Annotated in this window: 11 protein-coding genes; 3 read left to right on the forward strand and 8 right to left on the reverse strand. The window is 71.8% G+C overall.

The features are described 5' to 3' along the window. The 6 genes from ACIRDX_RS06695 to ACIRDX_RS06720 form a co-directional block, all read right to left on the reverse strand. On the reverse strand, window positions 1-818 hold an 818-nt coding region (locus tag ACIRDX_RS06695), incomplete at its 3' end, for a VOC family protein (protein WP_396624627.1). A 42-nt stretch (window positions 819-860) separates the two neighbouring features. Beyond that, window positions 861-2387 (reverse strand): phosphoesterase, encoded by a 1527-nt coding sequence (locus ACIRDX_RS06700; protein WP_396624628.1) that lies wholly within the window; start codon window positions 2385-2387, stop codon window positions 861-863. A gap of 127 nt (window positions 2388-2514) precedes the next feature. Next, window positions 2515-3171, reverse strand: a complete 657-nt coding sequence (locus tag ACIRDX_RS06705; RefSeq protein WP_396624629.1) for an ACP phosphodiesterase — start codon at window positions 3169-3171, stop codon at window positions 2515-2517. A gap of 148 nt (window positions 3172-3319) precedes the next feature. Then, window positions 3320-5305: a response regulator gene (locus ACIRDX_RS06710; RefSeq protein WP_396624630.1), complete on the reverse strand. Its 1986-nt coding sequence runs from the start codon at window positions 5303-5305 to the stop codon at window positions 3320-3322. After that, the gene (locus ACIRDX_RS06715; protein WP_396624631.1) at window positions 5305-7353 is read right to left on the reverse strand and encodes a histidine kinase dimerization/phosphoacceptor domain -containing protein; all 2049 of its coding nucleotides are present in this window, start codon (window positions 7351-7353) and stop codon (window positions 5305-5307) included. Before ACIRDX_RS06715 ends, ACIRDX_RS06710 begins: the two co-directional genes overlap by 1 nt. Before the next feature lie 161 nt (window positions 7354-7514). Next, window positions 7515-7850, reverse strand: coding sequence for a hypothetical protein (locus ACIRDX_RS06720; protein ID WP_396624632.1), 336 nt, complete (start codon window positions 7848-7850; stop codon window positions 7515-7517). A 140-nt stretch (window positions 7851-7990) separates the two neighbouring features. Between ACIRDX_RS06720 and ACIRDX_RS06725 the strand changes: the two genes are divergently transcribed. Then, window positions 7991-9607, forward strand: a complete 1617-nt coding sequence (locus tag ACIRDX_RS06725) for an amidohydrolase family protein (protein ID WP_396624633.1) — start codon at window positions 7991-7993, stop codon at window positions 9605-9607. Between the two features lie 20 nt (window positions 9608-9627). Beyond that, entirely contained in the window at window positions 9628-10593 is a 966-nt protein-coding gene (locus ACIRDX_RS06730; RefSeq protein WP_396624634.1) for a small ribosomal subunit Rsm22 family protein, read from the forward strand. 75 nt (window positions 10594-10668) lie between these two features. Here the strand turns inward: ACIRDX_RS06730 and ACIRDX_RS06735 are convergent, their stop codons facing one another. Further along, complete coding sequence (locus ACIRDX_RS06735; RefSeq protein ID WP_396624635.1) at window positions 10669-11190, reverse strand: DinB family protein; 522 nt, start codon at window positions 11188-11190, stop codon at window positions 10669-10671. 126 nt (window positions 11191-11316) lie between these two features. Here ACIRDX_RS06735 and ACIRDX_RS06740 point away from each other — a divergent pair, with 126 nt between their 5' ends. Continuing rightward, window positions 11317-11892 carry an SAM-dependent methyltransferase gene (locus ACIRDX_RS06740; protein ID WP_396624636.1) on the forward strand — a complete coding sequence of 192 codons (576 nt, stop codon included), beginning with the start codon at window positions 11317-11319 and terminating at the stop codon, window positions 11890-11892. Window positions 11893-11894: 2 nt separating this feature from the next. Here ACIRDX_RS06740 and ACIRDX_RS06745 read toward each other — a convergent pair whose 3' ends face one another. Further along, window positions 11895-14216: an ATP-binding protein gene (locus ACIRDX_RS06745; protein ID WP_396624637.1), complete on the reverse strand. Its 2322-nt coding sequence runs from the start codon at window positions 14214-14216 to the stop codon at window positions 11895-11897. Window positions 14217-14237: the final 21 nt, after the last annotated feature.

A 14237-nucleotide genomic window follows, 5' to 3' on the forward strand; every position in this document is an offset into this window, starting at 1 on the left:
GCATCGGGCAGGACGATCGTCCACGCCAGCAACTGCGCGTCGTCTGGACCTGGCGTCGCCGCGCGCGGGCCCGCCCAGGTGTTCGCGCCGAGGTGATGGTGGTACCCACCGGCCGAGAGGAACAGCGCGCCGGGGTAGCGCCAGACGATCCGGTCGAAGCCCATGGCGTCGCCGTAGAAGGCGCCTGCAGCCGTGGTATCGCCCACGTGGAGGTGCACGTGGCCCATCACCGTGCCGGCCGGCATGCCGGTCCACGTCGTGGCGCCCGCCGACTGCACCAGGCCGCGCACGTCCACCGGGTCGGTGGCCATCATCAACTCACGGCCGTCGCGCTTCCAGGTGTCGCGTGGACGATCCGCATACACCTCGATGCCGAGGCCATCGGGATCGGTCAGGTAGAACGCCTCGCTCACCAGGTGATCGCCCGCGCCGGCCCGCACGCCGATCTCCCCGAGATGGCGGACGAACCTCCCGAGCGCCTCGCGCGACGGCAGCAGGATCGCGAAGTGGAAGAGCCCGTGGTGCGGCGCGGCGTCGGCACGGCGTGCGCCCTTCCGCTCGACGAGTTCGACGAGCGCGCGCCGATCCCCGTGTGATCCGAGGCGCGCCTGCCCGCCGCCGTGGTCGAGCACGGCGAGGCCCAGCACGTCGCGGTAGTAATCGAGGGAGCGCTCGAGGTTGGCCACCTGCAGCGCCACCGGGCCGAGGCGCAGGGCGTCGGGCAGCCGATACGAAGGCGGTCGCTGGCCGTAGCTGCCGGGTGCCGCGATCTGGATGCCCGTCGGGTCGCCGAAGAGGTCGTCGGAGGTCACGCCCATCCAGAAATTGTAACAGTGAGAGTTTCGGACTTCGTCGAGCCCCTACGGATGCGTGTGCGCCGGCACGCGGAAGGCGGTCGTCGCCGACGCGGCGGGCGGCGCGATGACGCCGCGGTCGATGAACACCGGGTTGGCATAGAACCAGAGGTCGTCCCACGGGTTCTCGCCGGCCGTATCCATCGCCGGCTCATCGTCGGTCGTGCTCGTGCCGCGCACGCGCACGTACTGCGAGTAGGGCGAGGCCGGCAGCCGCGTCGCCAGCGAGCACGTCTCGCCCTTGCACTTCCAGTCCTTCGCGGTGAGGCGCGCCACGACCCGCGTGCGCGGCGCCCGGTCGGCGGTCGGGTCGGCCGCCGGCCCGGTCATGTCTCCCACGATGACGTCGATGCGGGCCACCGACGGCGTGCGCCCGCCGAAGTTCGGCCCCGCCGGATCGCGGAACGCGATCGCCACCTCGACGGCCTGGCCCGGCTTCGCCTTCATGGTCCCGCCGATCCCCGCCATCGACCTGCCGGCGCGCGCGGTGACCGACAGCTCGGAAATCAGATCACCGGCGACGGTGAACACGCGCCCCTCTCGAAGTCCCTCGAGCACGTCCGCGTAGTCCTTGCGCGCCAGTACGTACGTCTTGTGGAACTCGCCCGGCCAGAAGTCGCTGCCCTGTCGCGTCGTCTCGTCGAAGTGGACGTGCGAGTCCGACGCTGCCACCACCCAGAAGCGTCGCCCCTCGGCGAGCATCGTGTCCCACAGGCCGCCGACGATGGCCGTCATCTGATCGAAGCCGCCGAGGGTGTGCGCGCCCGGGCGTGAGTAGCCGCCGCGGAACCCGGTGAGTGCGCCCGAGGCATCCCGGCGCGGCGAGCCGTCCCTGGCCAGGCCCGACGCCTGATGCCCCGGTCCGCCCTCGAGGCCGCGGTAGACCTGCGGCGCGCGCGTGTTGTTGTCGCGCAGTTCGGCGGGCTCGTCGAGCCCGTACTGGCGGAGGCCCGTCGCCGACCGCGACGGGTGGTTGGCGAACACGAGCGGCAGGCGCGGCAGCGACGCGAGGAAGGCCAGGGCCGCCTGCCGGGCGGCGGCCGTCCCCCGCGACGGGTCGGCAGGCCACGCATCGGCCGCGTCGAACCGGCTCTCGATCTCGTACAGCACGTCGCGTTCGTCGGCGGCGCGCGGCACGATGAGCGTGTGGTGGTCCATGGCCGGCATGTTGAGTTCCATGCCGTAGAACTGCAGCAGGTCGGGCACGGCCGTGCGCGACTGCAACAGCTCCGGGTAGGCCTCGTCGCGATTGAGCCGCGAGTGGGTCGGTCCGCCATGATCGGTGGTGACCATCCACGAGAGCCCGTGGGCGCGCGCCATCGCGGCGTTCTTCGGCGTCGGGTACAGCGCGTCGGCGCCTCGCAGGTAGGTCGGCGGCGAGGTGGCGCGGTCGTAGCCGGGACTCCACTGGCTGTGCACGTGGGCGTCGCCGGCGAGCCACCGGCGTGGCGCAGCCGGCGCGGTCGTGCCGACGATCAGGAGTGCAGGAGACAGCAGCGCTGACGAGACGAGGGCGAGGGGCAGCAGGCGCACACGCGGAAGTCTATGCCCGGTTCGTCTCGACGGTGTAACCCGGCAGGAATTCAGAATTCAGAGTTCAGAATTCAAAGGGCGAAGGGCGAAGGGCGAAGGGCGAAGGGCGAAGAGAACAGTGCCCAGCTCAGAAGGGTGAAGGTCCGGGAGGCGTCGCGCGCTGCTCGCTGCTGGCGCTCTGGTCGTCACGGTGCGCGGCCACCAAGGCCGTGCAGTGTGCTTGCAACTGCGGGAAGAACTCGGCGAAGTCGGCGGCGATGTCGGTGTACTGCGCCGCGAGTTCCTCGGCGGCCGTCCCGATGTCGCGTGCCACGGGCGCCCGCCGCGCCATGCCGCGCAATGCGCGGCCGACGTAGGCGATGTCGGCGTAGCCGGTGAGCCAATCGCCCTGCGTCATCGCGTGCACGAGCGGGTGAATCTCCTCCGGCAGCCGCCCGAGGTTGCCCCGCAGCGTCCGGTACACGTCGTCGGCAAACGCCGGCAGCGTGCCCTCGCCGTGCGTCGCCCACTCCCGCGCCAGCACGTGGTCGTAGTAGACGTCGACGATCACGCTCGAGAGCCGCCCGTACCGGTGCGCGATGCGCTGCTTGGTGCGGCGCACCACCGGGTGCGTGTCCGAGAAGCTGTCGATGGCGCGGTGCAGGCGGATCCCCGCCTTGATCCCTGGCGTGACACCGGGATGGTCGTACCGTTCCACGCGTCCCTTCACGAGGTCGCCGAGGAAATTGCCCAGCCGCAGGTCCTCGTCGTTGGCCGACAGGAGGAAATGGGCGAGGAAGTTCATCGGAACCAGACGGAATCGGGAATCGGGAGTCGGGAATCGGAGGTCGGGGGGCGGCAGTCGGCAGTCAGTAGGCGGCAGTGAGCAGTCGGCAGTCGGCAGTCACGTCTGTATCCCGTACCCGGCACCCGGTACCCGGCTAGGCGGCCCGTCAGGACCGCACCGGCGGCTTGCGCAGGACGTCGCGGACGGCGAGCAGCAGGTGTCGGCCCTTGAACGGCTTCTGGAGGAACGCGAGGCCGTGTTTCATGATGCCCTGGCGGAGGACCGTGTCGGCGGTGTAGCCCGACATGAACAGCGCCCGGATCTCCGGCCGCGCGGCGCCGAGGCGCTGGCACAGTTCGCGGCCGCCGAGCCGCGGCATCACGACGTCGGTCAGCAGCAGGTCGATGGGGCCGGCGTAAGCGCTGGCCTGTTCGAGCGCATCGACGCCGTCGCAGGCGGCGAGCACCGTGTAGCCGTGCTGCTCGAGCAGCGTCCGCGTCAGGCTGCGCACCGCCTCCTCGTCCTCGGCCAGCAGCACCGTCGTCGCGACCTCGGCCTGCAGGTCGTCGTCGACGAGGTTGGGGCTGCCGGGCGGCAGCGCATCGACCTCGGCGACCTGCGGGAAATACAGCTTGAACGACGTGCCGTGGCCGGGCTCGCTGTAGAGCAGCACCTGGCCCTCGGCCGCGCGCACCATGTCGCGCACGACGGCCAGGCCCAGCCCGGTCCCGTGTCCGCCGGCCTTCGTCGAGAAGAAGGGCTCGAAGACGCGGGTGGCGATCTCGGGCGGGATGCCCGCCCCGGTGTCGGTCACCACCACGAGCACGTGATCGCCGGCCGGGAGTGGCGCATCGGCTCCGGTGTCCCAGCCGGCGTCGAGCGAGGCGATGCTGCTCTCGATCGTGAGCGTGCCCCCGCGCGGCATGGCGTCGCGGGCGTTCAGCGCGAGGTTCAGGATCACCTGCTCGAACTGGCCGGCGTCGACGCGGATGCGCGCGCCGGGGCCGGTCGACAGCCGTCGCATCGTGATCGTGGGGGGCAGCACCTGCGCCAGCAGGGGCTCCAGGCTGGCCAGCAGGTCGGCCACGTCGGCCACCTGGGGGCGCGGAATGCGATGACGACTGAACGAGAGCAACTGGCGCGTGATGCCCGCCGTGCGATCGCCGGCCTGCTTGAGTTCCTCGACGAGCCCGCGGTTCGGGTCGTCGGCCGCCAGTTGCGACAGCAGCAACTCGGCGTAGCCGGTGACGACGGTCATCATGTTGTTGACGTCGTGGGCCACGCCGCCGGCGAGGCGGCCGACGGCCTCCAGCTTCTGGGCCTCCAGCATCCGCGCCTCGGCCTCGCGGGCCGCGTCCTCCTGCTGCCGTCGCAGCGAGACGTCGCGGAACACCACCACCGCGCCGCGCGCCTCGGTGCCGTCCGCGATGGGCGCTGCCGACAGTTCCACGAGGGTCTGGTCGCCCTGCCGCCGCGTGAGGCGCAGCGGCTCGGCCACCACGTCCACGGCCTGCGTGGCGATGGCCCGGCGCGCCGGATCGACGACGGTGCCCGGATCCTGCTCGTCGATCACGGGGAAGACGTGGGCAACCGCCCGCCCCTCGGCGTCCTGCCGCGTCCACCCGGTGATCTGCTCGGCCGCCGGGTTGAGGAAGGTCACGCGGCCGTCGACGTCGGTGGCGATCACCGCATCGCCGATGCTGCTCAACGTGGTGAGGAAGCGCTGCTCGCTCGACCGCAGGTCGCGCTCGAGCCGGCAGCGGTGCAGCGCCAGGCTGAGCGTGACGCGCAGTTCGTACTCCTGCAGCGGCTTCAGGAGGTAGCCGTACGGGCTGGCCGCCTTGGACCGCTCCACGGTCATGTGATCGGAGTGGGCGGTCAGGAAGACGATGGGCGTGCCGATGGTGCGGCTGATGCGCGTCGCGGCCTCGATGCCGTCCATCTCGCCCTTCAGCCGGATGTCCATCAGCACCAGGTCGGGCCGTGCCTGCTCGGCGGCGGCGATGGCCTGCTCGCCACTGTGCTCGACGCCCACGACGGTGGCGCCGATGCTCTCGAGCCGCTCGCGCAGCTCCTCGGCCAGGAGGCGCTCGTCCTCGACGATCAGGATCCGGACGTCGAACCCGGCGGCGGTGGGGTCTGTGGTGGGCATCAGGCGGACGGGGCTGAAGGGACAGTTCCGGTGACGGATGTGCCCACGATGAGAGGGAAAGCGAGCGTGGAGCGGGTGCCCCGTTCCTGGCGCTCGGTCGACAACCGTCCCTCGAGCTGCTCGGTGAGCGCCTGCATCAGGCGCATACCCAGCGTCTGCGTCCGATCGGGGGAGAGGTCTTCCGGCACGCCGACGCCATTGTCCACGATCTCGATGCGCACCTCGCCGCCCCGCGCGCTGGCCTGCACCCGGAGGACCGCCGGCGCGCCGTCGACGAAGGCGTGCTTGAAGGCGTTGGTGAGCACCTCGTTCAGCAGCAGGCCGCACGGCACGGCCTGGTCGAGCGACAGCCGGATGGGCTCGATCTCGCGCTCGACCCGCAGGCCCGGCAGCGTGCCGCGGTACACGTTGGCGAGGTGGTCCACCAGCGAGTCGAGGTAGCGCGAGAAGTCCACGGCCGACAGGTCGTCGGACCGGTACAACACCTCGTGCACCATGGCCATGCTGCGCACGCGCGACTCGCTCTCGCGGAACACGCGGACGGTGTCGGGATCCTTCGCGTACCGCTGCTGCAGGTAGAACAGGCTCGACATCACCGCCATGTTGTTCTTCACCCGGTGGTGCACCTCGCGCAGCAGCACCTCCTTCTCGCGCAGGCTGGTCTCCATGCGGCGCTCGACGGCCCGCTGCTCGGTCACGTCGCGCACGGTCGCGATGATCCGCAATTCCTCGCCGAGGCGATACGGACTCAGGCCGATCTGCGCGGGAAAGGTCTTGCCGTCGCTGCGCAGCGCGGTCAGGTCCGGCCCGGGGCCGCGCGTGAGCATCGCCTGCGGATCCGAGGCGTAGCGCTCGTGGTAGGCCCGGACCGTCTCGCGGTCGACGTCGGCCACCAGCATGTCGCTCGGTTGCCCCAGCAACTGGTTGCGCGAGTACCCGAACATCCACTCCAGCGCCCCGTTCACCTCCACGATCAGCCGGTCGTCGTCGACCACGACGATGCCCTCGGGCGTGGCGTCGAGCAGCATCCGCAGCGACAGCGCGGTGCGCTCGCGTTCGCCGATCTCGTGCGTGAGCACACCGTTGGCCTCGGCCAGCGCCTCGTTGGCCAGGCGCGTCTGGAACTCCTGCCAGCGGCCCTGCTCGATGGCCAGCGCGAGGAGCAGCGTGGCCAGGCCGATCGTGGCCAGGAACCACTGCGTCACCACGACCCGCGCGTCGAGATCGGGATGCGTGGTCTTGAAGGCGCCCCCGCCGGCCGCCGTCCCCGCCACGGCGAGCAGCGCCAGGCCGACCATCGCGATCACCGCGCCGCGGACCCCGGAGCGGACGGCGATCAGCATCGCGAAGGGAATCACCTCGAACGGCAGCGACACCAGCAGCGGCGCCCTGATGCTGCCGACGCCGTTGAAGAACACCAGGATGCCGACCAGTGACAACACGCCGAACGCGAGCAGCGTCTCCGGGCCCCGAGCCGTCGAGGGGCCGGTCAGCGGCGGCAGGTGTGCCCGCTTCCAGATGAGGCACAGCGGCGCGAACAGGAGGATGCCCACGGCATGCCCGGACGACCACACGGTGAACACGTGCCAGGCATCCACCGTGGAGACGCCGGTCCCGTGGACGAAGAGCGCCCCGACCGCAGCCGCCACCATCGCCGAGAGCGTCCCGACCGTCACGAGGGCGAACAGGTCCTGGGGGCGGTCGAACTGCGTGACGGTGGGCCTGATGCGCGCCAGCACCCAGGCGGCGACCACGGCCTCGGCGACGCCCAGGCCCGACAGGGGCAGCGCGAACGTGAGCGAGACACCCAGCAGGTGCTGCAGCAGCGCCGTGGTGCCCCAGGTGGCCAGCGCGGTCGACAGCCACACCGCGCGCGGCAACTGCAGGAGCGCCCCGATCAGGATCCCGGCGGCGGGCCAGATGATGGCGACCGACCCCGGGACGCTGAAGAGGCGGAACCCGGCCCAGGCGGCGCCCGCGTAGGCGAGGGCGGTGAGCAGGACCGGCAGGGGCTGCGGCGGGCGGTCGGCGGGTTCAGTGGCGGGCACGGGACGAACGATACCCGCCAGCCCATGCAAGAGGAACTCCAGCTGCAGACGAGCTGGAACGCGCCGCCTCCGCCCGCAAACGCGTGAGTGGCGTCAGCGGTGCGCGCTCGGGCGGGCCGAGTGGTGTCGGCCCGGCGATGGCGGGGTCGGTCGCCCGTCGGTCAGGACATGCTGGCGGCGCCAGCCGTGAACGAGCCCTCGGAGGCCTCGTTCAGCCGTGCGTCGGCCGCATCCCGCGCTGCAGGCGCCAGCCACGACCGCACCATCGCGACGTCGTCGTGGCCCCGCAGGGCGCGTGTCAGGAGGATGCCGACGCCGATCCCGACGAGGCTGACGCCCAGCCAGGTGAGCGTGTGCCGGCCGTCGGCCGCCGGGTCCAGCCCCGGGCGTTCGCCCAGCCAGGCGCCGCTGTGCGGTGCGTCGTCGGCCAGTCCCTCACCGAAGGCATCCACCGGGTAGCCGCGGTCGCTCCGCTTCCACGAGTGCTTGTCGAACATGTGCGGGGCCTCCTCCTCTCGAGTCGTCGATGCGTGACCCTCGCATCGTCTCATAGAAGAAGACGCCAAAACCTCGTCGGGAGTTTGATCGCGGCCCCGTCGGACCGGCGTGTGCGGCGCGGCTGGCGTACACTCGGGCCGTGCATCGGCGGCGTTTCCTCGCAGGAGCCGGCGCGGGTGCGCTGGTCACGGTCCTCGGCCCTGTCTCGCGCACGCTGCGCTCGCAAGGACGTCAGGCCGACGTCCTCATTCGCGGCGGCCGCCTCTTCGACGGATCGACCGACGCTCCACGGCTCGGCGACCTGGCGCTCGCGAAGGGACGCATCCTGGCGGTCGGCGACCTCCAGGGCTGGTCGGCCCCGCGCACCATCGACGCTGCCGGCCGCGTCGTCGCGCCCGGCTTCATCGACAGCCACTCGCATGCGGCCGAGAGCCTCGTCCGCAAGGGCCTGCACTCGGCCGAGGCCCTGCTCGCGCAGGGCATCACCACCATCGTGATCAACCCCGACGGGGGCGGGCCTGTCGACCTGGCGAAGCAGCGCGCCGCGATGGGCGTGCTCGGCCTCGGCGTCAACGTGGCGCCGCTCGTGGGCCACGGCGCCATCCGCGGCGCGGTACTGGGGGGCGAGCAGCGGGCCCCAGTCGCGACCGAACGAGCCCGCATGCACGACCTGCTGCGCGCGGCCCTGCGCGACGGCGCGTTCGGGCTGTCCAGCGGTCTCTTCTACACGCCGGGCGCCTGGGCCGCCACCGACGAGGTCACCGACCTCATGCGCGTGGCGGCCGAGACGCTGGGGCCGTCGGCATTCCACACGAGTCACATCCGCGACGAAGGCACCTACTCGGTCGGCGTGGTGGCTGCGGTCGACGAGATCATCGCCATTGCCGAGGGCTCAGCGACGACCGGGATCGTCACGCACATGAAGGCGCTCGGTCCGGACGCGTGGGGGCGCACGCGCGAGTGCGCCGCGCATGTGGAGGCCGCGCGGCGGCGAGGCGTGGCCGTGTGGGCCGACCAGTACCCGTACGAGGCGTCGGGCACCAGCCTCTTCGCGGCGCTCGTGCCCCGTGAGGCCCAGCGCGGCGGGCGTGCGGCCCTGGTCACGCGTCTCGCCGATCCGGCGCAACGCGCCGCCCTCCTGCCGCAGGTAGCCGACAACATCCGCCGCCGCGGCGGCGCGGCCTCGCTGCTCGTGGCGTTCCACCCGCCAGACAGGACGGTGGAAGGGAAGTCGCTCGCGCAGATCGCCGAGGCGCGCGGCGTGCCCGCGGAGGAGGCCGCCCTGGCGCTCGTGGCCAGGCACGACACATCCACGGTGTCGTTCAACATGTCGATGGACGACATCGAGTTCCTGATGCGCCAGCCCTGGATGATGACGTGCAGCGACGGCGCGACGTATCTGCCTGGCGAAGGCAAGCCGCACCCGCGTGGACACGGCGCCTTCACGCGCAAGCTGACCGCGTTCGTGCGTGACCGCGGCACGATCACGCTCCCGCAGGCGTTGCACTCGATGACGGGCCTGCCGGCGCAGGTCTGCGCGATCACCGGGCGCGGACGCCTGGTCGAGGGCGCGCATGCCGACGTGGTGGTCTTCGACCCCGCCGCCCTGCGCGACCAGGCCACCTACGCCGAGCCCCACCGCCACGCCACCGGGATGGATTGGGTGTTCGTCAACGGCGTGCCGGCGATTGCCGAGGGCCGCACGACCGGCGCCCTCGCCGGCGTCTCGCTGCGCCGGGAGGCGCGTCGCTCCTGACTCCCGGCCTTCCCCCCGCGTTGCTCGACGCCATCGACCGCGAGGTCGATGCGCGGCCCGCCTCGCGCGTCGCGGCCGCGGCGCACGCGCTCACCGAGGACTACGCGCGCGGTCGCCCCTCGCCGGTCGACGACGAGGCGTGGCACGCGGCCTACCTGGCAACACGGCTGCCCGCGACGTATGCCGCCGTGTCGGCCACGTTGGCCATGCTGCCCGACCACGTGCGCGCGAGGTGCCGGGACGTGCTGGATCTTGGCGCGGGCCCGGGGACGGCGACATGGGCCGCGCTCGCCGCGTGCGAAGGCGTGCAGGCGGCACTGCAGGTGGACAGGAGCGCCGCGCTCCTCGGGGTCGGCGCCCGACTGGCGCCAGGCGCCCTCGACGGCCGCGCCGTGGCGATGTCGTCGCGCGTGGCCGACATCGGCGTCGCCACCGACTGGCCCGCCGCGGACCTCGTCATCTCCGCGTATACGCAAGGCGAACTCGCCCCTGCCGGCCGAGCCCGCCTGGCGCAGGCCGCCTGGGGCGCCACGCGGCAGGTGCTCGTGCTGGTGGAGCCCGGCACGCCCACCGGCTTCATGCATCTGGCCGAGGCCAGGACGCGCCTGCTGGAGGACGGGGCCCACCTCGTGGCGCCGTGCCCACACGCCGGCCCGTGCCCGGTGCGGGAGGCGGCCGGACGTGACTGGTGCCACTTCAGCGTCAGGCTCCCGCGAACGCGGCGCCACCGGCAGTTGAAGGGCGGCACGCTGGGGTACGAAGACGAGAAGTTCGCCTACCTGGTGTTCGCCCGCGACACGGACATCGAGCCGGCGAACGCGCGCGTGCTGCGGCACCCGCGCGTGGACAAGGGGAAGGTGGGACTCGACCTCTGCACGCCCGACGGCCTGCAGCGCGTCGCAGTCACCCGTCGCCACGACGCCTGGCGTGCGGCGCGGAAGGCGGAGTGGGGCGACGCGTGGAGCGCCGCCCCCCTTGACGCTTGACGCTTAACGTCGAACGTCGAACGTCGAACTGTGTTCTGTGAATTCTGAACTCTGAATTGTGAATTCTGAATTCCGCTAGCGCCCCTCGCTCGACGGCGGGACGAGGCCCTTGAGGCGCATGTAGGTGACCAGGTTGCCGTAGTGCTCCATGTTGTGCGAGTTGTTGAACGCGAACACGGCCAGGCGCGGCGTCGGCCCGGTGAAGAACTTGATCTCCTCGTGCACGTTGGCGGCCGTGAGCTTGCCGATGGCCGATTCGCAGTACGCGAGCGACTCGCCCAGGGCCTTCTCGAGCGCGGCCTTGCCGGTCACGGTCTTCTCGATGTTGCCCGGGGCCGGGCTCTTCTCGCCGATCGCCGTGGCGCAGATCATGTAGTTGGCGTTGGCCACGTGTCCCACCAACTCGCCGAAGCTGCGGACCTCGGGCGTCGGCTTGAAGGCGTAGTCGACCTCGGACATCTTCGCCGCCGACTTCACCAGGTTGCCCTTGACCATGGCGTGCTGCGTCTTGATCGCCGCCACCATCGGGTTGTCCTGCGCCGCCGCGACCGTCGCGACCCCGAGCACCATCGCCGCTGCCAGCACTGCCTGCCTCATGATCGTTGCCTCCCGGTTCGCCCAGGATGGGCGAGCCCGACGATCGTACCCAAGGCCCGAACGCGTCCGTGGCGGTCTGCTACGATCGACGGACCTGTGAGCAATCCCTTCCGAAAGGACGCGTGCATGACCGGTGGGTTCAGGGCAGTCTTCCTCGGCGCGACCCTCGCGATGGCCACGGCAGGCCTGGCGGGCGCGGCGCCTGATCAGGTGCAGCCGCCGGCTGTGCCGCTGCAGACCGAGCGGCGCCCGGACGTCATCTTCGTCCCGACGCGCGACGTGGTCATCGACGCCATGCTGCGCGCGGCGAAGGTCACGCCGGCCGACGTGGTGTACGACCTCGGCTGCGGGGATGGCCGCATCGTCGTCGCGGCCGCCAAGCTGGGGGCGCGCGCCGTCGGCATCGACATCGACCCGCAGCGCATCCGCGAGGCCAACGAGCACGCCGCCAAGAGCGGTGTCGCCGGCAAGGCGACCTTCCGCCAGGAGGACCTGTTCGAGGCCAACATCCGCGAGGCGACGGTGGTGACGCTCTACCTGCTGCCCAGCCTGAACGTGAAGCTGCGGCCCCGGCTGCTCGAACAACTCAGGCCCGGGACACGCATCGTGTCGCACGACTTCGACATGGGCGACTGGGCCCCGGAGGAGACCATCGAGGTCGACGGCAAGACGGTCTACCTCTGGACGGTGCCGAAGCGCTAGCGTCAGGCCGGCGTGGCGGATGACGGCGTCGCGGGCGCCTCCGCCCTGATGCGGACGAGCGTGTCCACCAGCAGTGCCGGTTCGACCGGCTTGGCCAGGTGGGCCAGGAAGCCCGCGTCGAGCGCGCGCTTCCTGTCGTCGGCACGCGCCAGGCCGCTCAGGGCGACGGCCGGCACCGCCCGCCCGCCGATGGTCGCCAGCAGGGCGAAGCCATCGCGTGACGGCATGCTGAGGTCGCTCACGAGCACCTCCGCCTGGCGCGCCTGCCAGAGCGCCTCGGCCTCGGAGGCCGAGCGCGCGGTCCGGACCACGGCGCCTTCCCGTTCCAGCACGAACGCGATCAGCTCCAGCGTGTCGGCGTGGTCGTCGACCACCAGGACGTCGACCCCTGTGAGGCGCTGGCGCCCATGGGCCTCGGCGGCCGGTTGCGCGCCCGGCGCGAGCTCGTCGTCGCGCCGCGCGTGGGCAAGCGGCAGGCGCACGGCAAAGCAGGCGCCCTCGCCGCGGCCCGACGACCGTGCCGCGATCGTCCCGCCCAGGTGCTCCACGATGTACCTGGTGATCGAGAGGCCGAGCCCGAGGCCCTCGTGCTCGCGGGTCGAGCTGGTGTCGGCCTGCTGGAAGCGCTCGAAGATCGTCGGGAGCAGCGCCGCGTCGATGCCGGCGCCGGTGTCGCGCACGTCCAGCCATGCGTGCCCGTCGTGGCTGCCGCACGCGACCAGCACCTCGCCACCAGGTGCCGTGAACTTGACCGCATTGGTGAACAGGTTGGAGACCACCTGCCGGAGCCGCTCACGGTCGGCGACCACGAACGGATCGCCGCTCGCCTCGAGCGAGACGAGCACGCCCTTGTCGATGGCGAGCGGCCGCAACTCGTCGACCGTCTCCCGCACCACGGTGGCGAGCGGCAGCGTGCTCAGGTGGAACACGAGCTTGCCGGTCACGATGCGCGAGACGTCGAGCATGTCGTTGATGAGCTGCGTCTGCTGGCGCAGGTTCCGCTCGATGGTGTCGAGGGCGTGGCCGGCCTGCGTGGTGTCCAGCGGGGCCGTACGCAACACCTGCACCCAGCCCAGCACCGACTGCATCGGCGACCGCAACTCGTGCGACAGCACCGCCAGGAATTCGTCCTTGGCGCGGCTCGATCGCTCGGCCGCCTCCCGCGAGGCCTCGGCCGCCTCGAGCAGCAACTGGCGCTCCGCGATGCGCTCGCGCAAGTCCTGGTTGAGCGCGCGGATGCGTTCCTCGGTCGCGCGCTGCGGCGTCACGTCCTGCAGTACGCCCTGCACCAGCACCAGCGCGCCGACGGCGTCGAAGAGCAGGCGACCCCGATCCTCGATCCACACCGGGCCCTCCCGGTCCTGCAGGGAGGCCTCGGCAAGCCGGTATTGCGACTGGTACTGCCCGTCGGCCGTGCGGGAGGCCTCGCGGATGCGCGCCACGTGGGCGTCGCGGTCGTCAGGGTGGATCAGCGCGATGCCCTCGGCCCGGGTGGTCGGCAGCCGTTCGACGGGGATGCCGAGCACGTCGCTGGCCGAGGCGCCGTAGGTCACGCGATCGGCGCGCGGGTCGTACTCCCACGCGGCCATCCGCGCGGAGGCCAGCGCACGGTGGAGGCGCTCCTGGTGCCGGAGGGACTGCTCGCGCAGCCGCCGCGGCTCGGTGACGTCGCGGAACACCACCGAGATGCCTTCCGCCGTCGGCGACACGTGCACCTGCGACCACTCGCCCTCACGCTGGAAGCTCGCCAGCTCCACCGTGACCGGGACACGCTGCACCATCACCTCGCGGTAGTAGTGCTCGAGCGGCGTGCCCACGGCCTCCGGGAAGACGTCCCAGCACGAGCGGCCGATCAGCTCCGCCTCGCTGCGCCCGAAGTAGCGCTGCGCGGCCTCGTTCACGTAGGTGTAGCGCCAGGCGAAGTCGACCGCGACGAACCCGTCGGCGATGCTGTCGAGCACGGTCTGCACGCGGTGCTCGGCCCGCTCGGCCTGCACGCGGGCCTGTCGCGTCAGGTGCGTCAGCCAGACGATGAGGCCGCCGACGATCAGGAAGACCAGCAACGGGACCAGCGCGAGCGGCGCGTGCGCCGGGCCGGGCACCCACAGCCACGCGCTCGCGGCCGCCGAGACCGCCAGCGCGAGGCTGCCGGGGCCGAGCCCGCCGGCGAGCGCGGCGAGCACCACGGCGCCGTAGAACGGCCCGAACGTCGTGCTGCGTGGGTCGGTCCCCACCTCGAGGAGGGCCAGGCGACAGAGCGCGGCCCCCGCCACGAACACCAGGGCGAGGCCGTACCGGCCGACAGGAGATTCGAGGCGCAGCATGCGGGCAGGCGGCAGCGCCGC

This window comes from Luteitalea sp., from assembly GCF_044337415.1.
GTDB lineage: Bacteria > Acidobacteriota > Vicinamibacteria > Vicinamibacterales > Vicinamibacteraceae > Luteitalea.

Bases quoted from the DNA above. Each gene is read 5' to 3' on its own strand.
- ACIRDX_RS06735 (WP_396624635.1), bottom strand. From the start codon at position 11,190: ATGAGGCAGGCAGTGCTGGCAGCGGCGATGGTGCTCGGGGTCGCGACG.
- ACIRDX_RS06740 (WP_396624636.1), top strand. From the start codon at position 11,317: ATGACCGGTGGGTTCAGGGCAGTCTTCCTCGGCGCGACCCTCGCGATG.
- ACIRDX_RS06745 (WP_396624637.1), bottom strand. From the start codon at position 14,216: ATGCTGCGCCTCGAATCTCCTGTCGGCCGGTACGGCCTCGCCCTGGTG.
- ACIRDX_RS06705 (WP_396624629.1), bottom strand. From the start codon at position 3,171: ATGAACTTCCTCGCCCATTTCCTCCTGTCGGCCAACGACGAGGACCTG.
- ACIRDX_RS06720 (WP_396624632.1), bottom strand. From the start codon at position 7,850: ATGTTCGACAAGCACTCGTGGAAGCGGAGCGACCGCGGCTACCCGGTG.
- ACIRDX_RS06710 (WP_396624630.1), bottom strand. From the start codon at position 5,305: ATGCCCACCACAGACCCCACCGCCGCCGGGTTCGACGTCCGGATCCTG.